Here is a 19,003-nt window from a genome sequence, read left to right as displayed (position 1 = left end):
GGCGATGCTTGAAGGCAGAGATAGCGATCTAGCCGCGAATGGACACCCGTTCGTCCTCCAGTGCGAGCTAACTCGCTGAAAAGAGCCTGTCAGCGATACGGTCTATTGAAAACACGCCGGCGCCGCGCGTCAGAACGAGCAGCAACAGCGATGCCCACAGCAGGTGTTCGGCCCAGTTCTCCGGGAACACGAAGATCTGGATCACTGAAACAACGCCGAGCAGCATCAGCGCGCCGAGACGCGAGAACAGTCCCAGGAAAAGCAGCACCGCCCCTGTGATCTCTGCCGTTGTCGCCAGCGGCGCCGCGATCGACGGATCGATGAGCGGCAGATTGTATTCGCTGGCGAACAACTGCAGCGTCACCGGCCAGGACGCCAGCTTCGATTGTGCGGACTGCCAGAAGACGTGCGCAATCGCGACTCGAGCTGCGAGCTGGACCAGCGAAAATGGGATACGCTCCGGCAACTTGATCACTCGCCGGTAAAGACCAACAAGGCCGGCAGGGCGAGGCGTGGAATATTCTGGTATTGCAGTCATGATCGTCTCCTTCAGTTTGAGAGAGGGTGCACCGGGACGCGCACGTCGGTGACGAGCCTGTCGCGGAACAGGCGCACGAGCGCTGAAACCAGGTCGAAGGCCGGGTCGAGTGCCAAGGCGCGGCTAGTGGCATGCTCAAGGCCGAAGCCGTGCTTCAGCGAATGCCAGAAGGCGAAGCTCGCGCGGTCGAGTAGAAAAAGCCGCACGTAGTTGCCCGCTCGCCACAGCGCCACCCGTTCGGGGCGCCTTGTCCAGGTGATTTTTTCATCGACCGCCGTCTCCTGTTGATGCCCCATCCATACCGATAGGATCGACCAGTGCGAGACGATCAGTCGCAGTGAGGGCTGGAGCAGGATATTCGGCGACAGCCCAAGGTCGGTGCTGTCGTATTCTGCTAGACCGCGGGCCGGCAGCGAAGCTGTATCGAGCGCTTCGGCAATGGCCCATTCGAGCCGCGCCGTCTCGGCGACGATCGGCATGTCGGACAGGGTGTCGATGGTCTTCAGGAAGCGAGGGAAGCCCGCGCCATAACGCGCCAGGCGTGACTCCGCCGGCGGATGCCGTCGAATGAACTCACTCGCCATAAAGCGGAAGAAACGTTCGTCGACGAGGCGAGCCGTAACGGGGAACACGGCCATCAGCACGGCAGTCAACGAACTGCGCGTGTTGTTCTGGTAGATGCGCAGGCGAGCCATTGGGTCGGCCTTGCCAGCGGTCAGCATTTTCACGTCGATCAGTGGCTCCATGGCCAGCACCGAGCGCGCCACGATGGTCTGCAGATGTTCAAGCGGCAGCATGATATCCTCCCTCGATTGTCGGCAATGCGACGGGCATGGCCGGTCTGGTTCTGGCGGCGGCAAATGCCGCAAGCACAGGCATGCTGGTTCGAATGCTTTCGAAAGTTGGCAGGCTGGACACAGGCAGGACCATAGTCGGGGCGATCTGCCTTGCGGCCTGCTTGCGGCTGAACATGATCGAAGCGGAGAGCATATCGGCCCACATCGCTTCGCCGAGCAGCACGTCGAGAACCGGAACATCGGTATCCCATTCGATCAGCGTAGGGCGCGGCCCGAGATGGCTGATGGCATGGTGATAGAGCCCCCACACAACTGGCGGCACACGAGAGCCGTGATCGTCGATAAGCACAGTGTCGCCGCCGACCTGATTGGTCGCGTGACCGGCAAGGTGGATCTCACCGATGGCATCGGCGGGCAAAGCGTCGATGAAGGTCTTTGCGTCGTATTGCAGATTGTGCGCCGAAACCTGGACATTGTTGACGTCCAGCAGCAGGCCGCAGCCAGTTTGCGCAACGAGCTCGGCCAGGAATTCAGCTTCGTTCATGGAGGAGTCCGCGAACGCGACATAGGCGGACAGGTTCTCGATCAACACACTTCGCTTCAACGTATCCTGGACGGTCGCTACGTTGCGCGCCACGATCGCCAGCGCCTCTTCGTCATAGCGAAGCGGCAACAGGTCGTTGAGATAGGCTCCGTCGGCAACGCTCCAGGCAAGATGCTCCGAAACGAGATCAGGCTGGAACCGCTCGCAGACCTTATGCAGCCTCTCCAGGTGATCGCGGTCCACCCCCTGTGCGCTGCCAAGGGACAGCCCAACACCGTGAACTGACAGTGGATATATCTGGCGCAGCCGTTCAAGCGCCTCGACGGCGGCGCCGTCGCCCATATAGTTCTCGGCATGCACTTCGAGCCATCCGGCGGAGGGTCTGCGGCTCAGCATCTCGCTGATGTGAGGAGAGCGCAGACCGATGCCGGCGGATGCCGGGATCGTGAGGGGCTGAAATGCACGGGACATCGGTCTGCTCCCTTCCAAAGGGGTTGGCTGAAGTTTGGGTCGGTCAGGCTTTCGGCTTGTCGCTGCCGCCGGTGATCTTGGCGCAGCTGCCGGCTGGCACGTAGAGCCAGGAATCCGGCTGGTTGTCGGCGGTCGAGGTGCCCGCGCATGAGTGCGTTGCGGTCTGGCAGTCGTTCTGGCCGGCCTTGACGACGCCATAGCACTTCTCGAACGAGAAGCTGGGCTGAGCGGCCGGGCCGCTATAGGCTGCAGTTGCAGCAAGCGAGGTGGCGGCCGCGAGGGCCGATCCGATGAGGGTCTTGGTGTTGATCACGGTCGTTTCTCCTGGTTGCGTTTCGAGGGAAGACTGACCTGGCGGCCTGTCTGCAAGCAGTGTCGTCGAACGCGCGATGAAGCTGAAATGCTGTCTCGGCATGGATTTGATACGCGGTCACTATGTTGAGGAGGATAACGAGCAAAAGCCCTCCGGCGGGGAACCGGAGGGCTTTGGCGCCTGCACTTCGTGAGCGGAGCGAAGCAGGCGCGGCCAGGCGGAGGGAGGCGCCTAGACGTATCGATTCTTGCTGTCGACGAATGAGCTTTCGCTCAAGCTTGGATGGTCGGCGAGAAGCCAGTCCTCGGCTCGCTGCCGTCCGCGGTCACGCATGTCGGTCAATTCGCCCCAGTCGGTCCAGGGCCTGGTAAACAGCGCAGCGCTTGTTCTGTGACGACTGTCGAAGAGGACAGATGCAGAGTTCACGGCATTTGCGGCGGGCCGGTAAGCCGCACAAGGCGTCATGCAGCCGGAGGGCTTGCCGCTGACAATCAGCCAATGCCCAGCCTCGATTGACTGCACTGCTGGCAAGGCCGAATTATCGCCTTCACCCCAATACATATCGCCATCGATTTCCACGGCCGGGAAGAGGAATGGGACTGTCGCTCCCGCCAGGATCGCGTCGATCGACAACTGGTCGCCGGAGAAAATCGTGACGATGTCGGTGCGGGCATTCGAAGCCAGAATGTTGAGCTTCAACTGGCAGCTCTTTTTGTGCAACTCGGCAATGTCGATCGACTGTTCCAGGATCGATCTCAGCGGGTTGGCCGTAACGGTCGCGAACATCGATGCGTGGCTGACGCGTCGCCAGAAATTGGTGAGCGCCGTCCTTGCCCCACGCCTGCCGCCTAGAGCCAGTCCGTAGGCAAGAACCGCTGCCTCCATGCCTCCGAAACCGGATGCGGTGATGCTGCGGAAGGAAAGGCGAGGTTCATCCAGCAAGCGATCGAGCACGCCCCAGACAAATGCGCCGTGTGCGTCGCTTGCCAGCGCAATGTCGATCAGCTGGCGGCCTTCCCTCGCGGGTCTTGCATCGGCAATGAAGGCCTGGTCGGTTGCGGCCTGGATTTGCATTTTTTGAGTCTCCTCCCGAAGAACGCCAGGCAAGGCGTTTGATGGAGACACTGCCGCATGATCCTTCTTTGGCGAAATGCCAAGGTGGCATGAACTCCATAGGCAGATTGCATTGGCTGCAATCCCTTGCGCGCCGCAAGGTTTGCGAGGCTGGCGAGAATCCCGCGATCTCGCTTTGGAACTGGCGCCACGACGGTCGCCGGCAGGCCTTCAGCAGAAGAAGGAGCGTGTCATGAGAATACGAAGTGTCTGTCTGGGGGCGTTCGCCCTCGGTCTTTTGGCCGGGCCTGCATCCGCCGATGCCTTCAGCGATCTGGTGTCGCTACCGTCATTCTACAGCGATGTGGGCATGAAAACGATGAAGCCGATGGCCGGTTTCAAAAAGGCTTGGCTGGCTGCGCCTCGAAGTGATCGGGACAAGATGATGAAGATGTGCAATGACGCAGCCATGGGCAAGCCGCACGCAGCGTTCTGCGCCAATGTATTGGCGCTTGGCGGCGCCAACTGAGCGGCTCCGACCGTTCCGGGCAACACAGGGATAAAGCCTCGTGGTGAGCGGTCTGCTCGCCATCGCCTCTTGGCGGTGTTCAACTGCTGCGCAACACAAGCTGTTCGTAGCGCGCGCTGTCGCGGCGCCATGACGGACCGCTATCGACTTCATAGCCGCAGTGCATTGGCGCCAAAGCGAGCCTTGCGGCAGTCTCCGAAGCACGAACAGCCTCGTTTGCAATTGGGGACAAATCGGCATGGACATTCACCACATCCGCTACTTCCTGGCCGTGTGCGAGACGCGAAACTTCACGCGCGCAGGCGAAAAGTGCAACGTCACTCAGCCGGCTCTGTCCCGCGCCATTCAGCAACTCGAGGAAGAGGTCGGAGGGCTACTGTTTCGCCGCGAACGAAGCTTGACCCATCTGACTGACCTGGGTGTGCTGCTTCGCCCCCGTTTTCAGCAAATCCTCGACGAACTGACTGGAGTGCGGCAGGAGGCATCGAGGTTTCTGTGCCTGGAAAACGCCAACCTGAAAGTCGGCGTCATGTGCACGATCGGGCCCCGTCGCTTCACCGGCCTGCTGACTGACTTCAAGCGGCGGCAGCAGGGCATCCAGCTGCAACTGGTTGAGGGCGTGCCGGCATCGCTCTCCCAACTTCTAGAGTCCGGCGAGATCGACGTCGCCATCATGGCGTCAAGCGACAGCTTCCCAGACCGCTTCGACGTCACACCGCTCTATCGCGAGCGCTTTGTCCTCGCCTTTCCAAATGGCCACCGGCTGGCTCGCAATGACAATGTAGCGATCTCCGAACTCGATGGCGAAAATTATCTCAGGCGTTTGAATTGCGAGTATCGCGATCACCTCGCCGGCCTGTGCACGGATCGCGGCGTGAAGCTCAGGATCTCCTACGCCAGCGAGCGCGAGGACTGGATCCAGAATATGGTGTCCGGAGGGCTGGGCATCTGCTTCATCCCGGAATTCAGTGCGGTGATCCCGGGCTTGCAGGTTCGTCCCGTCATTGATCCTGAGGTCTGGCGAGAAGTCTCCCTGGTCGTCGTTGCAGGACGCAGGTTCTCGCCCGCGGCATCGGCTTTCGTAAACAGCGTCAAGGCGCATGGCTGGCCTGAGAGCGCAATCGTCCAGGCGATCCAAAAGACGGCTGCCTGAAGCAAGATCGAAGAATTAAAGGATCGGGCGAGGCGGTTTGCTGCGAGTGCCTCACATGCAGTTGTGATGGTCGACGATAGTTTTCAGGTATCGATTTGAGAGCCAGTCAGCATTTCTCTTTTCGGATCGCTCCGGTCACTCTCCCTGTCATGCCCCGCCTCCCGCGTTTGGGCACCGACAAAGGAGAAATACAAGATGGCTACCAAGAAACTCACCCTTGCGTTTGCGGCAGGTCTGCTTTCGGCAACCGCTGCATTTACCTCTGCTCCGGCCTTCGCCGGCGACTGTCCTGCCGGGCAGGCCGCAACGACCGATATCCAGGAACATCCCAGCAAACCGGTTGGCGTTGTCGACACGGTTCTCTCGGCCATCGATCTGAGCAGCAAGGGCGAGGCCTGGAAAGGCAACATGTTGCGTCTTCGCAAGCTCGTCGTTCAGCCCGGCGGCGTCGTGCCATGGCATGAGCACAATCTGCGCCCGGCCAACATCCTCATCGTCGAAGGTTCGATCACCGAATACCGCAGCACCTGTAAAGTGGGCATCGAGCACCCGGCTGGCGATGTCACCGCCGAGTTCGGCCAGCTTGCCCATTGGTGGAAGAACAACGGCAAGGTGCCCGCCGTGCTCTATTCCGCCGACGTCCTCCCGCCCGCGATGCCCGACGACCACATGATGTGATCCGAACATTTCGGCGAACAATCCCACCCTCAGCAACCGAAAGCGCGTCCTCAGGTGATCACCTGGGGACGTCCGGCCACGGAGCCTCGTCATGACAACCAGTGAACAGACAGAAATGACGCGGCTGCATGCGGTGGCTGCAGACAGCTGGCGCTTTGGCCTTGTCGCGCTGATCGCATTTCTTACGCTTGTCGATCTGTTCGCCACCCAGGCAATACTGCCCTCACTGGTGATAAAATTCGGCGTCAGCCGTGCAACCATGGGCTTCGCCGTCAACGCCAGCACATTCGGCATGGCGGTGGCAGGTATCGCCGTTGCCCTGTTCGGGCGCGGGATTGATCGCCGCAACGGCATCTGGATCAGCCTGGCCATATTGGCGATCCCGACAACACTGCTTTCGCAGACCGACAGCATAGTCGTCTTCGCCCTCCTGCGCGTAGCGCAAGGCCTGTGCATGTCGACCGCGTTCACGCTGACGATGGCCTACCTGGCCGAACATTTCTCCGCACGGCAGACGACCAGTGCGCTCGCTGCCTATGTAACGGGCAATGTCGCCAGCAATTTCTTCGGACGACTGATGTCGGCCGCCGTCGCCGACACGTTCGGCATCTCCACCAACTTCCTCACCTTCGCGGCCCTCAATCTGTTTGGCGCGACGCTCGTCTGGTTCACGCTGCAAAAGACTTCCGCAACTATGCGCGCCGAAGGTCAATCTGGCCGAGCGTCCTGGAAGGGTCCGCTGGAAAATGCCGAACTGCGCGCTTGTTTCGCGATCGGCTTCCTGATCCTCTTCGTCTTCATCGGGACCTTCACCTATGTGAATTTCCAGCTTGTCGCCCCGCCGCTGTCGCTGTCGCCGATGGCATTGGGACTGATCTATTTCGTCTTCCTGCCATCGATGTTGACCACGCCACTCGCCGGGCGTGTCACGGCCGGTCTCGGCCCGAGGATCGGCATCGGTGCAACGCTTGCGATGGCAATCGTCGGGCTGCTGCTGTTGCTCACCGCCAGCCTGCCGATCGTCCTTGCAGGGATGGCGCTGGTCGCCATGGGAACCTTCCTGGCGCAAGCGATAGCCACAGGGCATGTCAGCCGGACCGCCTCGCGCGATCGCACCGCCGCGAGCGGCATCTACCTGGCCTCCTACTATGCAGGTGGGCTCGCTGGCAGCTTCGTCATCGGACAGATTTACGACCGGATCGGGTGGACCGCATGCGTGGCCGTGCTCGCCGCCTTCCTTGCCGGCGCAATCGCAGTGGCGCGCGTGCTGCAACCCTCAAAGACGTGACACCCAAAACCGAAAAATGGCTATTCAACAAAGGAGACTGATATGACCAACTACCTGAAGACCATGATTGCCGGAGCCGCCATACTGATAGCGGCCGTCATCCCAGCCGCTGCTTCGGATGGCGTTGTCACGGTGAAGAGCGACTATTCCGTCACTGAAACCGTCGCCCGCATCAAGAAGGATGTCCTCAAGAAGGGCATCAAGTTCTTCGGCGTCATCGACCAGGCAAAGCTTGGCAACAATGCCGGCAACGATGTCAGGCCGTCGCGGCTGGTGATGTTCGGCAACCCGGCGCTCGGCACAACCTTCATCACATCCAATCCCGAAGCCGGTCTCGACTGGCCGGTGCGTGTGCTGGTCTACCAGACCGCTGATGGCGCGGTTTACGCCGCCTATAGCGATTTTGACTGGATCGCCAAGCGTCATGACATCACGGATCGCGCCCCGCAGTTCAAGATGGCAACCGAGGTCATCCAGTCCGTGACCTCGACGATCAGGAAGAACTGAGCGTGGATATGCGCCGGAGATCCGTCGCTCTGGCATGGGAAAAGAACGTGTTTGCGCGCAGAGGCTATTCCGCGGCGGATAACGCCTTTGCACGCTCGCCGAACCACTTCTTCTGCGTGGCCTCGCGCACGAGTGCGCCAACCGCCGGCGAATGCCTGCGGCCGCGCACCGTGACGAGATTGACCTCGCGCCAGAATTCCGGATCGGTGATCGGCAACGGCACCACTCCGGGGTGCTTGGCGGTATGCTCAGGCATGAATCCGAAACCAAGCCCGGCTGCGATCATTGCGAGTGTCCAATCGTCACGATCGCTCCAGTAAACGGGACTGACGGTGACGCCCTGCTCGGCAAGAATGGCATCGGCATAACCGGCAAATTCACAATTGTTGCGGTGGATGTAGGTCTCATTGCTCATATCCGTCACCCGCACGCTGCGCTGGTTGGCCAGGCGATGGTTGAGATGAACGGCCATCACCATCTGTTCCTGAAACAACGGCAAGGAGTGAACCTCCTCATCGGGCACGTTTGACGGCAACGCGTAAATTGCCGCCTCGAGGTCGCCTCCGAGCAGGCGCCGTCGCAAGCTCGGTGCATCGGCATCGCAGAGGTGAAGCTCTACGCCGGGATGGTGCGTGCGCACGGACGAGATGAGTTCGATGATTTCATCCGGAGCAATCGTGCTCATGATGCCGACCCTGAGAGGCGTCTTCTTGAGGTGCACATATTGCTCGGCGATCTGCTTTGCCTGCCGGGAGTTCTCAAAAACGCCTTCGAGATAGGTCTCAACCATGCGACCGAGTTCCGTCAGATGTGTAAAGCGTCGCTCACGGTGAAAAAGCGCGCCGCCGAACTCGTCTTCGAGCAGCTTGATTGCGCGCGACAGTGCCGGCTGCGTAACGTTGCACAGCTCGGCCGCCCTGGTGAAATTCAGTTCCTTGGCGACGGCCAAGAAATACCTGACCTGGCTGATCTCCACTGCGCGCTCCCCAGCGGCTGGCATACGGCACGACCCGCATTGCCGGGTGATCTTACTAGCTGGCCCAACGTCAAACAACCCGATCTGGTGATTGATATCCCAGGCGACAGATTGACGATCTGACCGTGGGCTATCGAATCCATGTCTCAACGGCATTTCCGCTGTCCCGAGCCAGCCGCCATACTTGGCCCAGAAGTCGAGACCCGGGTGCTAAGGCCCGTTGCTCGCAGCCGTTTGCAGGCCATTTCGGCTGCAGCTTCAACCGTAGGAAACAACGATGCTCAGAGGAAAGACGGCACTGATCACAGGCTCGACCAGCGGCATTGGCCAAGGCATTGCCGAGGCCTTCGCTGCGAAGGGCTGCAACATCGTTCTGAACGGTTTCGGCGATCCCGACGAGATCGAGTTGCTGCGGGCAAAGCTTGCCGCGGACCATGGGGTGACTGTTCGCTACGACGGTGCGGACATGAGCAAGGGCAGCGCGATCACTGCGATGATGGACAAGGCAATCGCCGAGTTCGGCGCGGTAGACATCCTCGTCAACAATGCCGGCATCCAGCATGTCGCACCGATCGATGACTTTCCGATCGAAAAATTTGAAGCAGTCGTGGCGATCGACCTGATGTCGTCATTCTACACGATCCGGCGCGCGCTACAGGCCATGAAAGAACGCAAATGGGGTCGCATCATCAACGTTGCGTCCGCCCACGCCCTTGTCGCCTCGCCTTATAAATCCGCCTATGTCGCTGCCAAGCACGGCGTCGCCGGTCTGACCAAGACGGTCGCACTGGAGGTTGCCGAACAGGGTATCACCGTCAATGCGGTTTGCCCCGGATACGTGCTCACCCCGCTGGTCGAAAAGCAGATACCGGATACGGCCAAGGCCCGCGGTATCACCGAGGAGCAGGTCATCAAGGATGTGCTCCTGGCGGCCCAGCCGACCAAGCAGTTCGTGACCGTAGCCCAGGTCGCGGCGCTTTGCCTGTTCCTGGCCTCGACCGATGCGGCCTCGATCACCGGAGCCATCATCCCGATAGAAGGCGGCTGGACCGCACATTGAACCGGCAACGAGGAGCAAAGACCATGAATAAGATTACCCGAAATCCTCCGACCGCTGAACCTTTGCCGGAGGTCGTCCATATGGCCGATGCTGCCGTTCAGCGGCAAACGGTGCTGGTGCTTCAAGGCGGCGGCGCTCTAGGTGCCTATCAGGCCGGTGTCTACCAGGCGCTCGTCGAAGGCGGGATCGAGCCGGATTGGGTCATCGGCACCTCGATCGGCGCCATCAACGCGGCGTTGATTGCCGGGAACGAGCCAACGGTTCGGCTGGCGAGGCTTCAGGAATTCTGGGAAAGCGTCAGCCGTATCAGCCCGCTCGACGAGTTTTTCCGAATGATGGTTCCAAGCAATGTCTTTGCCAATATGGGCACCGTGATGCGCGGCATACCGGGATTCTTCGAACCGAATCCAAGCGCCATGTTCGGAGTAAACCGCGAAGTGGGTGTCGAGAATGCCTCCTACTACACGACTGATCCGCTCAAGAGGACGCTGAATGACCTGATCGACTTCGACTATCTCAACCGGCGCCATACCCGCCTGACGGTCGGCGCCGTCAACGTCAACACCAGTGAACTCAAATACTTCGACACCCGAGAGATGACCTTGTCGGCGGCGCACATCATGGCGTCGGGTGCCTTGCCGCCGGCGTTTCCCGCGGTCTGTATCGACGGCGAGCCTTACTGGGATGGCGGCATCTATTCGAACACGCCCATCGAGGTCGTGCTCGACGCGCGTCCGCGACGCGACGCACTGATCTTCGCCGTCAACATGTGGCAGCCCCGCGCCACCGAGCCGAAATCGATCTGGCAAGTCATGGGCCGGCAAAAGGACCTTCAATTCGCCAGCCGGGGGCGGAGCCATGTTGCTAGGCAGGAGCAACTGCACCGTCTGCGGCACGTCGTGCGTGAAATGGGAAGGCTGGTTCCCGAGGAGCGGCGTGAGGATCCGATGTTCAAGGAACTTGCCTCCTATGGCTGCCCATCGGTCATGCACCTTGTGCGGCTGCTTTCGCCACGCCTCGATGGCGAGGACCACACCAAGGACATCGACTTCACCCGCTCAGGCATCCGCACGCGCTGGCAGGCCGGATACGAGCACGGCCAGCGCGTCCTCTCGGACAAGCCGTGGGAATGCGACGTCGCCATGCTGCAGGGCATCGTCATCCACGAATCGCAAGAGTGATCGGTTCGATCGCGGCGCCGAGAAGAAGACGGAGAATACCGATGCAGATCATCACTCCCGGGATGCGGCTGGTTCCGGAAGCTGTGCTTGCCAACAATGCCGCGCTTTTCCGTGCGATACCGGAGACACCATCTCATGCGGACAGCTCTCTGCATCGCGTGGTCATTGTCGGCGGCGGCGCGGGCGGGCTGGAACTGGCGACGCGCCTCGGGCGCAAGTTCGGCAAGCGGCGGCTTTCGGTGACGCTGGTCGACCGCAATCGCACCCATGTCTGGAAACCTCTTCTGCACGAGGTGGCGTCCGGGACGTTGAACCCGTCGAACGATGCGGTGGAATACATCGCACATGCCAGCAGCCACCACTATCGCTACCGGATCGGCGAAGTCGTCGGCATAGATCGCTCCAAGCGCCAAATCTTTGTTGCGCCGAGCTTCGACGACGATGGCAGACAGATCATTCCGCCACGGGTGCTGGGCTACGACACGCTGGTGCTGGCCGTGGGCAGCGTCAGCAACGATTTCGGCACGCCAGGCGCGGCACGTCATGCCATTGCGCTCGACACGACCGGTCAGGCCTCCCGTTTCAACAAGCGTATGATCGATGCCTGCCTGCGTGCGAACGCGCAATACGAGAAGCTTTCGCCGGGCCAGCTCCATTGCATCATCGTTGGCGCCGGGGCGACCGGCGTTGAACTGGCCGCCGAGTTGCACAAGTCGATGCGAGAAATCGCCTCGCACAATCTCGACAATATCGATTTCGAGAGGCTGATCCGCATCACCATCGTCGAGGCGGGACCGCGCATCCTGCCGGCTTTGCCGGAACACCTTGCGCGATCTTCTGCGCGCCGGCTTGTAGATCTGGGCGTTCAGATCCGATGCGGCATCAAGGTCACCGAAGTGACAGAAGACGGTATCAAGCTTGGCGAGAAGCTGTTCGTGCCGGCCGAACTCGTCGTGTGGTCTGCCGGGATCAAGGCGCCGGATTTTCTGAAGCAACTCGATGGCCTCGATACGGATCCCATCAACCGCCTGGTCGTGGATGAGACGCTGCGGGCCATAGGAGACGAGAACGTGTTTGCGATCGGCGACTGCGCGAGTTGTGTATTGCCCGGCAGCGAAGATCCCTTGCCGCCGCGCGCCCAGACAGCCCATCAGCAAGCCGATCATATGGTCAAGGTGATCGCGGCACGCCTCGAAGGGCAGGCGGCGCCGGCGTTCCGTTACCGCGACTACGGTTCCCTCGTTTCACTGGCCGACTACGGCACTTTCGGTAGCCTGATCGGCGGACTGAAGGTCGAGGGTCTGCTTGCCCGGTTGATGTATCGCTCGCTCTACAAGATGCATCTCAAGGCAGTGCACGGGACCTTCAAGACCATGCGGGATACGATCATCGGAATCCTGTCGCACCGCACCAAACCGCGAGTCAAATTGCATTGAATCTCGGTAGGCCAGGACGGTGGAAAAATATGATGTCGCGATCCTCGGTGGCGGTGGTGCAGGGATGGCTGTGACAGTAGCCACACGCGATGCCTGGCTGCCGCTTTCAGACTTCCGCTTCGGATGTCAGGAAACCTGATGTAACAATTCGAGCGGCAATGCCGAACAGAAGATGAATCCGCATAGCTTCGATGCACGCAGGGCATCGACTCCATGCAAGAAAAGCATGGCCGTGCCCGTGGGGCTTCAATGTTAGGCTGCATGGAAATTGCGAAAGTGCAGAAATGGCCGCCAACGACCAGCCAATGACATTTGAACAGTCCGTCCAGGCTGCCATCGAACTCGATGCACCTCTCAACGAGCGGCTGGCGGTGATTGCGAGTGCAGTTCGCCGACTGAACTCGGACTTCGCTGACGCGGTTGACCGCCTGGTAGCGCGCCTCCGGGAGCAGGGAGCCGGGGCAAGTGCCCCCGCGCCCGGCGATGTCATGCCCGCATTCCTGCTGCCCGATGACGAGGGCAAGCTGGTGAGCCTATCTGAAATCCTTACTCACGGGCCGGCCGTCATAACCTTTCAGCGCGGACATTGGTGTCCTTATTGTCGCCTGAATGCGATCGGCATCGTCGAAGCCCAACAGGAGATCGCTACACTGGGCGGCCAGGTCGTGGTGATCATGCCTGAGCGGCGCAAATTCTCGAAGGCGATGAAGGCATCGGTTGGTGCGCAATTTCCTTTCCTGACTGATATGGACAATGGCTACGCTTTGTCCCTCAACCTAGCGATCTGGGTGGGAGCCGAAATGGAGCGGCTGATGGGGCTTGGCCTCGATCTACCGAACTATCAGGGCAACAACAGCTGGTTCCTGCCGATTCCTGCTACTTTCGTTGTCGGCATTGATGGCATCATCACAGATCGGTTCGTCGATCCCGACTACCGTCGGCGGATGGACATCGACGACTTGATCGCGACGCTCAGGCGGGCTCGCTGACGCCAAATGTCGACCAGTCGGTCGATCGCAGGAGATTGAGGAGCGTCATGGCCACCTGCGAGCGATGTCGGCCGGCGACTGCATAGACGGCGACGATCCGGGAAACATCCAGATCACGCAACTTGAGTCTGCGGACGTTGGGCGAGCGGGGGGCAGTCATTGAGACAAAGCCAACTCCGGCATTGGCTTCCAGCAGCGCCAGCAGATCCTGGTCAGTTTCAACCTCATGAGCGGTGCGAGGGGTAATACCCTTCGCCGAGAGACAGCGCGACAGCTCTTCGCTCGTTTCCCAGTCAATCCGACTGAGCACAGGTTCCGCGGCCAACTGGCTCAGCGCGACGTCCGCTTCGTTTCGGCGGGCAAGAGGGTGATCGGAATTCACGACGAGCTCGATCCCTTCCCGGAAAAGTGGCCATGTGTCGAGCCGATCCCAGGCCTGTCCCAGCGGACCGGCAACCGCTAGTTCGACTTCGCCGTTCTTGAGGGCTTCGATGACAGTTGTCGGCGAACCGCGACTGATCTTGAGATGCACTCCTGGGTAGGCCCGGAAAAGCTCGGTGAATGGTGAAACCAGCAGCGCTATGTTGATGCTGTTGGAAATGGTGACGTTAAGGGGAGCGACGTCGCTGCTTTGCACTGCCTTGGCGAGCGATTTAGCGGAAGTGGCGGCATCGTAACACTGCTGCAGCAAGGGCAGCATGCGTCGTCCAAGTTCGGTCAGATGGGAATGCTGGCGCTCGCGCCGAAGCAGTTCCCCGCCCAATTCGTCTTCAAGGGTCTTGATTGCACGCGTCAGAGCCGGCTGCGTGACATTGCACTCTTCCGCTGCTCTGGTGAAATTAAGCGTGTTGGACAGGGCCAGAAAATAGCGGACCTGCTGCATCTCCATGAATTTTCGCCCCCTCAGCGAAATGGTCTATCAGCGATAGTGCATATTCGAAGATTAACTCAATGGGTCGTTCTCAGCAAAGTGGCCCGCACCATAGGTGCGAATGGCGGCAGCGCCAAGGCAACCATAGCCCAGACTCATGGTGAACTAAGCGATTTGGTCAGCCAATCGGCGAAGCTTCTGGCCCGCTTGCTCGGCTGGGGATCGGCAGGGGAAGCCCGCGACGACCATCGAGATGGATCCCGCGCGTGCGAAGATCGACTGCTGGCCGCAGGAGGCTGAGCGTCCAGTTTTAGGCAGCGTATGGCGGATCGTGGATGATCTATCCGAGTTCGTCAGCGGAATGGCATCTTGGTAGCTATTTGGTTCCAGAGTCGGACAGTCCGCTTCCGGCCCAATTGCGGTCATTCCGGATATGGCTCCAGCGGGCGCTTATGTTCGCAAGGTAGGCATTGGGGCTAACAAGAGTCGGCTGTCAGGTTCCCGAGCCTACGGAACGATACGGGAAGTCTGTGATTTTGGCCCACGAAAAACGCAATAAAATCAGAGCGTTTAAGAGCCCTCAAGGCCCACCAAAACGGTCGCTTAAGTGACTGATTTTTATGCTATTTTTCTGAATGACCCACGACGTGGACTCGAACCCCCTAATTCTGACCAAGCACTTATTGGTCTCAATTCCGCCAGTCCATGGCGAATGCCTCTCGCATCTCCAATTGCGTGCGACCGGCGCGGCGCTTCCTGCGCGCCGGTCACCAGCACCAACGGCCGCGTCAGACGAGACTGACGGTCACGTCGATGCTTTTGCTCAACGCCTTCGAATAGGGGCAGATCTGGTGCGCTTCCTCGACGAGGGCTTGCGCGACATCCCGCTCAACGCCTGGCAGGCTTACGTTGAGGCGAGCGCGAAGGAAAAAGCCCTCGCCGCCATAGTTCAGGTCGACTTCGGCGTCGATTGTTGGGTCCGAGGTGAGAGTCACCCTGCGCTTGCGCGCCACGATGTCGAGCGCACCTTCGAAGCACGCCGACCAGCCGGCCGCCAGCATCTGCTCGGGGTTGGTGCCCGGCCGTCCGGAGCCGGGCGGCGAGAACTTGACTTCGAGCTGGCCGTCGTCGCTGCGGGCGATGCCGTGATCGCGGCCGCCTTGCGTGTGAGCCCTTCCCGTATACAGGAGCTTCTCGCCCTGCGGGGCCGGTGCTGCTTGTGACATGGTCGTTCCTTTCGGTTTCTAGGAATGATCGGGAGAAAATTTCGAAGCCTGCGTTAGGTTGCTGCGGCAACGCGGTAGCGTGCTGCAGGAAGGCGATTTGACAGATTGGGGATGAGTTTTTGACGGGCTGCTTCGTAGGCGTCCCAGTCGGCGGCATCGGGCAGTGCGGGGATGGTGACCAGCTCACCCTGGTCGAAACCGGAAAGAGCAGCATCGACCATGTCCTCGGCGGACATGAGGATTGCGCTTGGAAGGTTTTCGAGGGGCCTGCCGGACAGGTCCCAGAAATCCGTGGCGGTGGCGCCTGGCAGTACGGCCTGGATGCGCACATTGCTGGCGGCCAGCTCCTTGAACAGCGACAGGCTGAGCGCCAGAACGAAGGCTTTCGTGCCGCCATAGACGCCGTTGAGGGATTCGGGCCGGATAGCAACGATCGACGCTACGTTGACGATCGCCCCTCCGCCACGCGCTGCAAAGGATGGCGCCGCGGCATAGGTCAGGCGGGTGAGCGCGGTCACGTTCAGCGAAATCATCCGCTCCATCGCGTCGACATCGGCTTCCAGCAATGGGGCGACAGAACCGATGCCGGCATTGTTGACTAGCATGGTGATGCCCGGCTCGGTTGCGAGCAGCGTCTCGATCCGCTTCAAGTCCGCTCTGTCGTTGAGATCCGCGGCAATGACATTGACAGCGCGGCCAGTGGCGCCGGCAATGCGCCCCGCCACCTCGTCGAGCTTTTTCTGGCTGCGCGCAACCAGAATGAGGTCGTAGCCGCGGCGTGCGAGCCTGTCTGCGTAGATGGCGCCGATCCCTGAAGAGGCGCCTGTGACAACAGCGATCCCTTTGGAAGTAGTAGACATTTTATTCTCCGATCAGGTTTTGCGCCGGCTGCGGCAATAGATTGTGGAGTGCGCGGCCGGGGGGAGGACCCGGCCGCGCGTGCGGCAGTGAGCGGTGGGGGAGGGCCGCCCTGTCGCTTTAGATCTGCTGGCGCAGCGGCCGGAACGCGTTGCGCAGCTCTTCCGAAAAGACCTTCGGCTGTTCCCAGGCAGCGAAGTGACCGCCCTTGGCGAGCTTGTTGTAATGAATAAGCTTGGGGTAGGCCTTCTCAGCCCAGCTCTTCGGCGCGGCGTAGATCTCATCGGGGAAGGCGCTCACGGCGACCGGCAGCTTGACGCCGCGAACGTCGAAGAAGCCTGCGCCATTCGAGATCTGCGTCGTATCCCAATAGAGCCGGGCCGAGGAGACAGCCGTATTCGTCAGCCAGTAAAGCGTGACGTTGTCGAGGATGTCATCGCGCGTCAGGCCCTCGGTCGCGCCGTCGAAGACGCGGGCGATGAGGTCATAGCTGCGGATGTCGTGGTCGAGCATCCATGCCGCTAGACCGACCGGCGAGTCGGCGATGCCGTAGAGGCTCTGCGGCCGGTTCGACATTTCCAGCGCATAGCCCAGCCCCTTTCCGTAGAATTCAACCAGCTGGTCCCAGGCATTGCGTTCTTCAGCGGTGAGGTTGGCGGGAGGCGCCTCGTGAAAGGCCAGCGCCTTCGAGATGTTGGCCGGGACCGTGGCCGCCATGTTGGTGTGGATGCCAAGCAATCCGGCCGGCTGCTGCAGAGCCATGATCTCGGAGACTGCATTGCCCCAGTCACCGCCCTGCGCCACGTATTTCGTGTAGCCAAGGCGCTGCATCAGCGTTGCCCAGGCCTGGCCGATGGTGACAGGGGTCCAGCCGGGCGCCGTCGGTTTGCCGGAGAATCCATGACCAGGCAACGAGGGGATCACGACGTGAAACGCGTCGGCTGCGCTGCCACCATGCGCCGTTGGATCGGCAAGCGGGCCGATGATCTTCAGCTGTTCGATGATGGAGCCCGGCCATCCATGTGTCACGATCAGCGGTAATGCGTTCTCGTGCTTTGAACGCACGTGAATGAAGTGAATGTCCAGTCCATTGATCTCGGTGACGAACTGGGGCAGGGCATTGAGCCGCGCTTCAACCTTGCGCCAGTCGTGATCGGTCGCCCAGTACTGCGCGAGCTTTTGCACCGTCGCCAACTGCACGCCCTGGGAGTGATCCGGGACGGTTTCCTTGTCAGGCCAGCGGGTCGCTGCCACGCGCCTGCGCAGATCGTCGAGCTGTTCCTGGGGGATATTGATCGTGAAGGGACGGATCGCTTCCGCTGCTGCCGCGCCCAGTGCTTTCGGCACCATGCTCATGACGCCGACCGCGGCCGTCGCGGCGAGAAGCTCACGTCTCGTGGGGGAAAGTAGATCTTTTGACATAACGTCCTCCTATGCAAAGAAAAACTCGTTTGACTTATGCATAGTTCTGTCGCCATCGACGCTTAAGCTATTGCACCAAGGTATCGGCAATACTTTAGGATCGGTCCGAAGCCTGATTGCGCAATCTGGAGGTGAAGCCGCGGAGCAATGCGCGCGTGTCGGCGCTGGGCGCGCCGCCCCCCCCCCCCCCCCCGCACTCGGATCAGCAATGTTGCATTGTGGCGTCTATCCAGTGCGACTCCACGTGGAGCCGGCGAGGCCGCCGCTCTGTACTGCTCCAAACGTCATTTGACGGCTTCGACCGCTTCCAGAATGACCGCGGCCACTTGTTTTGGGTGCGACAGCATCGGAACATGGCTGGACGCGATGGCCGTGACATGGGCTTTCATAGCTTTCGCACCGTCCGCGAGCAGCTTGGGATCGATCATCTGGTCATTCTTGGTGACGACCGCCCAGCTTGGCTTCGATTTCCATGCGGCCGTCGTTATCTTCTCGTCGAAGTTCGCGCCGCGCACAGGGCCTTGTGTGACCGCGATCAGGTTGGACTCCGCCTTGGGGACATCCGGGGCAAAGTATTTGGCGATATCGTCGTGTGACAGTGTCAGAAAGCCCGCGGCATCAACCTGCGGGTGCGCCAATCCGGGCGGGGTGGGGTAGTTCTTGATGAGATCGGACGTCGACTGGCCATCGCCAGGGGCGAAAGCGGCGACATAGACCAGCGCCTTGACGTGGTCCTCATTGCCGGCCTGGGTAATGACGGTACCTGCCCAGGAATGGCCGACCAGAACCACCGGGCCTTTCTGCTCGGCAATCGCGCGCTGCGTGGCGGCTACGTCGTCGGCAAGCGAGGTCAGTGGATTTTGGACCGCGACAACGTGCAATCCCTTTTTCTGAAGCAGTGGAATGACCTTCGCCCAGGACGAGCCGTCGGCGAAAGCGCCATGAACGAGAACGACTGTTGTTGCGGCAGTCTGCGCCGATGCCTGTATCGAACCGCCGACGGCGGCGAGGAGCAAGGCTCCTGCAAAGATCGCTCGCCGAATGCCAAATTTTGAGACGGCTATGCTTGTCATGAATTCTCTCCTTCGTGGCTACGTCATTTTGCTTGTGATG

20 protein-coding genes are annotated in these 19,003 nt (G+C 60.6%); 9 read left to right on the top strand and 11 right to left on the bottom strand.

The genetic code is table 11. The features are described 5' to 3' along the window. Window positions 1-67: 67 nt before the first annotated feature. The 5 genes from AC1DYO_RS06145 to AC1DYO_RS06125 form a co-directional block, all read right to left on the bottom strand. Window positions 68-538 (bottom strand): DoxX family protein, encoded by a 471-nt coding sequence (locus AC1DYO_RS06145; RefSeq protein ID WP_477261288.1) that lies wholly within the window; start codon window positions 536-538, stop codon window positions 68-70. An 11-nt stretch (window positions 539-549) separates the two neighbouring features. Continuing rightward, on the bottom strand, window positions 550-1,335 hold the full coding sequence (locus AC1DYO_RS06140; protein WP_477261286.1) for an HvfC/BufC family peptide modification chaperone: 786 nt from the start codon (window positions 1,333-1,335) through the stop codon (window positions 550-552). Further along, complete coding sequence (bufB, locus tag AC1DYO_RS06135) at window positions 1,322-2,350, bottom strand: MNIO family bufferin maturase (RefSeq protein ID WP_477261284.1); 1,029 nt, start codon at window positions 2,348-2,350, stop codon at window positions 1,322-1,324. Before bufB ends, AC1DYO_RS06140 begins: the two co-directional genes overlap by 14 nt. Before the next feature lie 43 nt (window positions 2,351-2,393). Then, window positions 2,394-2,663, bottom strand: a complete 270-nt coding sequence (locus AC1DYO_RS06130; RefSeq protein ID WP_056594632.1) for a BufA1 family periplasmic bufferin-type metallophore — start codon at window positions 2,661-2,663, stop codon at window positions 2,394-2,396. 231 nt (window positions 2,664-2,894) lie between these two features. Then, window positions 2,895-3,737 (bottom strand): patatin-like phospholipase family protein, encoded by an 843-nt coding sequence (locus AC1DYO_RS06125; RefSeq protein ID WP_477261282.1) that lies wholly within the window; start codon window positions 3,735-3,737, stop codon window positions 2,895-2,897. A 112-nt stretch (window positions 3,738-3,849) separates the two neighbouring features. On the opposite strand from AC1DYO_RS06125, the gene AC1DYO_RS06120 reads away from it, so the two are divergent. The 5 genes from AC1DYO_RS06120 to AC1DYO_RS06100 all read left to right on the top strand — a co-directional run bounded on the left by AC1DYO_RS06120 (window position 3,850) and on the right by AC1DYO_RS06100 (window position 7,871). Beyond that, on the top strand, window positions 3,850-4,245 hold the full coding sequence (locus tag AC1DYO_RS06120) for a hypothetical protein (protein ID WP_477261280.1): 396 nt from the start codon (window positions 3,850-3,852) through the stop codon (window positions 4,243-4,245). A gap of 238 nt (window positions 4,246-4,483) precedes the next feature. Next, entirely contained in the window at window positions 4,484-5,398 is a 915-nt protein-coding gene (locus AC1DYO_RS06115; RefSeq protein ID WP_477261278.1) for a LysR family transcriptional regulator, read from the top strand. A 195-nt stretch (window positions 5,399-5,593) separates the two neighbouring features. Then, window positions 5,594-6,076 (top strand): cupin domain-containing protein, encoded by a 483-nt coding sequence (locus AC1DYO_RS06110; RefSeq protein WP_477261276.1) that lies wholly within the window; start codon window positions 5,594-5,596, stop codon window positions 6,074-6,076. Between the two features lie 91 nt (window positions 6,077-6,167). Beyond that, a complete protein-coding gene (locus AC1DYO_RS06105) occupies window positions 6,168-7,364 on the top strand; it encodes an MFS transporter (RefSeq protein WP_477261274.1) in 1,197 nt (398 codons plus the stop codon). Window positions 7,365-7,406: 42 nt separating this feature from the next. After that, window positions 7,407-7,871: a DUF302 domain-containing protein gene (locus tag AC1DYO_RS06100; protein ID WP_477261273.1), complete on the top strand. Its 465-nt coding sequence runs from the start codon at window positions 7,407-7,409 to the stop codon at window positions 7,869-7,871. Between the two features lie 64 nt (window positions 7,872-7,935). On the opposite strand, the gene AC1DYO_RS06095 is transcribed toward AC1DYO_RS06100, so the two are convergent. After that, window positions 7,936-9,003: a LysR family transcriptional regulator gene (locus AC1DYO_RS06095; protein ID WP_477261271.1), complete on the bottom strand. Its 1,068-nt coding sequence runs from the start codon at window positions 9,001-9,003 to the stop codon at window positions 7,936-7,938. Between the two features lie 121 nt (window positions 9,004-9,124). Here AC1DYO_RS06095 and AC1DYO_RS06090 point away from each other — a divergent pair, with 121 nt between their 5' ends. The 4 genes from AC1DYO_RS06090 to AC1DYO_RS06075 all read left to right on the top strand — a co-directional run bounded on the left by AC1DYO_RS06090 (window position 9,125) and on the right by AC1DYO_RS06075 (window position 13,513). After that, the gene (locus AC1DYO_RS06090; RefSeq protein ID WP_477261269.1) at window positions 9,125-9,907 is read left to right on the top strand and encodes a 3-hydroxybutyrate dehydrogenase; all 783 of its coding nucleotides are present in this window, start codon (window positions 9,125-9,127) and stop codon (window positions 9,905-9,907) included. A 23-nt stretch (window positions 9,908-9,930) separates the two neighbouring features. Further along, window positions 9,931-11,088, top strand: coding sequence for a patatin-like phospholipase family protein (locus AC1DYO_RS06085; RefSeq protein WP_477261267.1), 1,158 nt, complete (start codon window positions 9,931-9,933; stop codon window positions 11,086-11,088). Continuing rightward, window positions 11,085-12,524, top strand: coding sequence for an NAD(P)/FAD-dependent oxidoreductase (locus AC1DYO_RS06080; RefSeq protein WP_477261265.1), 1,440 nt, complete (start codon window positions 11,085-11,087; stop codon window positions 12,522-12,524). Before AC1DYO_RS06085 ends, AC1DYO_RS06080 begins: the two co-directional genes overlap by 4 nt. Before the next feature lie 284 nt (window positions 12,525-12,808). Further along, window positions 12,809-13,513 (top strand): peroxiredoxin-like family protein, encoded by a 705-nt coding sequence (locus AC1DYO_RS06075; RefSeq protein ID WP_477261263.1) that lies wholly within the window; start codon window positions 12,809-12,811, stop codon window positions 13,511-13,513. Here the strand turns inward: AC1DYO_RS06075 and AC1DYO_RS06070 are convergent. The 5 genes from AC1DYO_RS06070 to AC1DYO_RS06050 all read right to left on the bottom strand — a co-directional run bounded on the left by AC1DYO_RS06070 (window position 13,497) and on the right by AC1DYO_RS06050 (window position 18,963). Next, window positions 13,497-14,402: a LysR family transcriptional regulator gene (locus tag AC1DYO_RS06070; RefSeq protein ID WP_477261261.1), complete on the bottom strand. Its 906-nt coding sequence runs from the start codon at window positions 14,400-14,402 to the stop codon at window positions 13,497-13,499. The genes AC1DYO_RS06075 and AC1DYO_RS06070 overlap by 17 nt on opposite strands. A 770-nt stretch (window positions 14,403-15,172) precedes the next feature. After that, the gene (locus AC1DYO_RS06065; RefSeq protein WP_477261259.1) at window positions 15,173-15,610 is read right to left on the bottom strand and encodes an organic hydroperoxide resistance protein; all 438 of its coding nucleotides are present in this window, start codon (window positions 15,608-15,610) and stop codon (window positions 15,173-15,175) included. Window positions 15,611-15,663: 53 nt separating this feature from the next. Further along, complete coding sequence (locus tag AC1DYO_RS06060) at window positions 15,664-16,470, bottom strand: SDR family NAD(P)-dependent oxidoreductase (protein ID WP_477261257.1); 807 nt, start codon at window positions 16,468-16,470, stop codon at window positions 15,664-15,666. Window positions 16,471-16,588: 118 nt separating this feature from the next. Then, window positions 16,589-17,890: an epoxide hydrolase family protein gene (locus AC1DYO_RS06055; RefSeq protein WP_477261255.1), complete on the bottom strand. Its 1,302-nt coding sequence runs from the start codon at window positions 17,888-17,890 to the stop codon at window positions 16,589-16,591. A gap of 284 nt (window positions 17,891-18,174) precedes the next feature. Further along, on the bottom strand, window positions 18,175-18,963 hold the full coding sequence (locus AC1DYO_RS06050; RefSeq protein WP_477261253.1) for an alpha/beta fold hydrolase: 789 nt from the start codon (window positions 18,961-18,963) through the stop codon (window positions 18,175-18,177). Window positions 18,964-19,003 lie beyond the last annotated feature (40 nt).

It is taken from the genome of Mesorhizobium sp. P2_F5 (assembly GCF_056403715.1).
This window is presented reverse-complemented; position numbering and strand designations above follow the sequence as displayed.

What these genes read in the sequence shown, in the direction of transcription:
- AC1DYO_RS06070 (WP_477261261.1), bottom strand. Translation starts at nt 14,402, where the DNA reads ATGGAGATGCAGCAGGTCCGCTATTTTCTGGCCCTGTCCAACACGCTT.
- bufB (WP_477261284.1), bottom strand. Translation starts at nt 2,350, where the DNA reads ATGTCCCGTGCATTTCAGCCCCTCACGATCCCGGCATCCGCCGGCATC.
- AC1DYO_RS06085 (WP_477261267.1), top strand. Translation starts at nt 9,931, where the DNA reads ATGAATAAGATTACCCGAAATCCTCCGACCGCTGAACCTTTGCCGGAG.
- AC1DYO_RS06055 (WP_477261255.1), bottom strand. Translation starts at nt 17,890, where the DNA reads ATGTCAAAAGATCTACTTTCCCCCACGAGACGTGAGCTTCTCGCCGCG.
- AC1DYO_RS06125 (WP_477261282.1), bottom strand. Translation starts at nt 3,737, where the DNA reads ATGCAAATCCAGGCCGCAACCGACCAGGCCTTCATTGCCGATGCAAGA.
- AC1DYO_RS06095 (WP_477261271.1), bottom strand. Translation starts at nt 9,003, where the DNA reads ATGCCGTTGAGACATGGATTCGATAGCCCACGGTCAGATCGTCAATCT.
- AC1DYO_RS06050 (WP_477261253.1), bottom strand. Translation starts at nt 18,963, where the DNA reads ATGACAAGCATAGCCGTCTCAAAATTTGGCATTCGGCGAGCGATCTTT.
- AC1DYO_RS06145 (WP_477261288.1), bottom strand. Translation starts at nt 538, where the DNA reads ATGACTGCAATACCAGAATATTCCACGCCTCGCCCTGCCGGCCTTGTT.
- AC1DYO_RS06060 (WP_477261257.1), bottom strand. Translation starts at nt 16,470, where the DNA reads ATGTCTACTACTTCCAAAGGGATCGCTGTTGTCACAGGCGCCTCTTCA.
- AC1DYO_RS06115 (WP_477261278.1), top strand. Translation starts at nt 4,484, where the DNA reads ATGGACATTCACCACATCCGCTACTTCCTGGCCGTGTGCGAGACGCGA.
- AC1DYO_RS06105 (WP_477261274.1), top strand. Translation starts at nt 6,168, where the DNA reads ATGACAACCAGTGAACAGACAGAAATGACGCGGCTGCATGCGGTGGCT.
- AC1DYO_RS06090 (WP_477261269.1), top strand. Translation starts at nt 9,125, where the DNA reads ATGCTCAGAGGAAAGACGGCACTGATCACAGGCTCGACCAGCGGCATT.
- AC1DYO_RS06100 (WP_477261273.1), top strand. Translation starts at nt 7,407, where the DNA reads ATGACCAACTACCTGAAGACCATGATTGCCGGAGCCGCCATACTGATA.
- AC1DYO_RS06075 (WP_477261263.1), top strand. Translation starts at nt 12,809, where the DNA reads ATGGCCGCCAACGACCAGCCAATGACATTTGAACAGTCCGTCCAGGCT.
- AC1DYO_RS06065 (WP_477261259.1), bottom strand. Translation starts at nt 15,610, where the DNA reads ATGTCACAAGCAGCACCGGCCCCGCAGGGCGAGAAGCTCCTGTATACG.
- AC1DYO_RS06110 (WP_477261276.1), top strand. Translation starts at nt 5,594, where the DNA reads ATGGCTACCAAGAAACTCACCCTTGCGTTTGCGGCAGGTCTGCTTTCG.
- AC1DYO_RS06140 (WP_477261286.1), bottom strand. Translation starts at nt 1,335, where the DNA reads ATGCTGCCGCTTGAACATCTGCAGACCATCGTGGCGCGCTCGGTGCTG.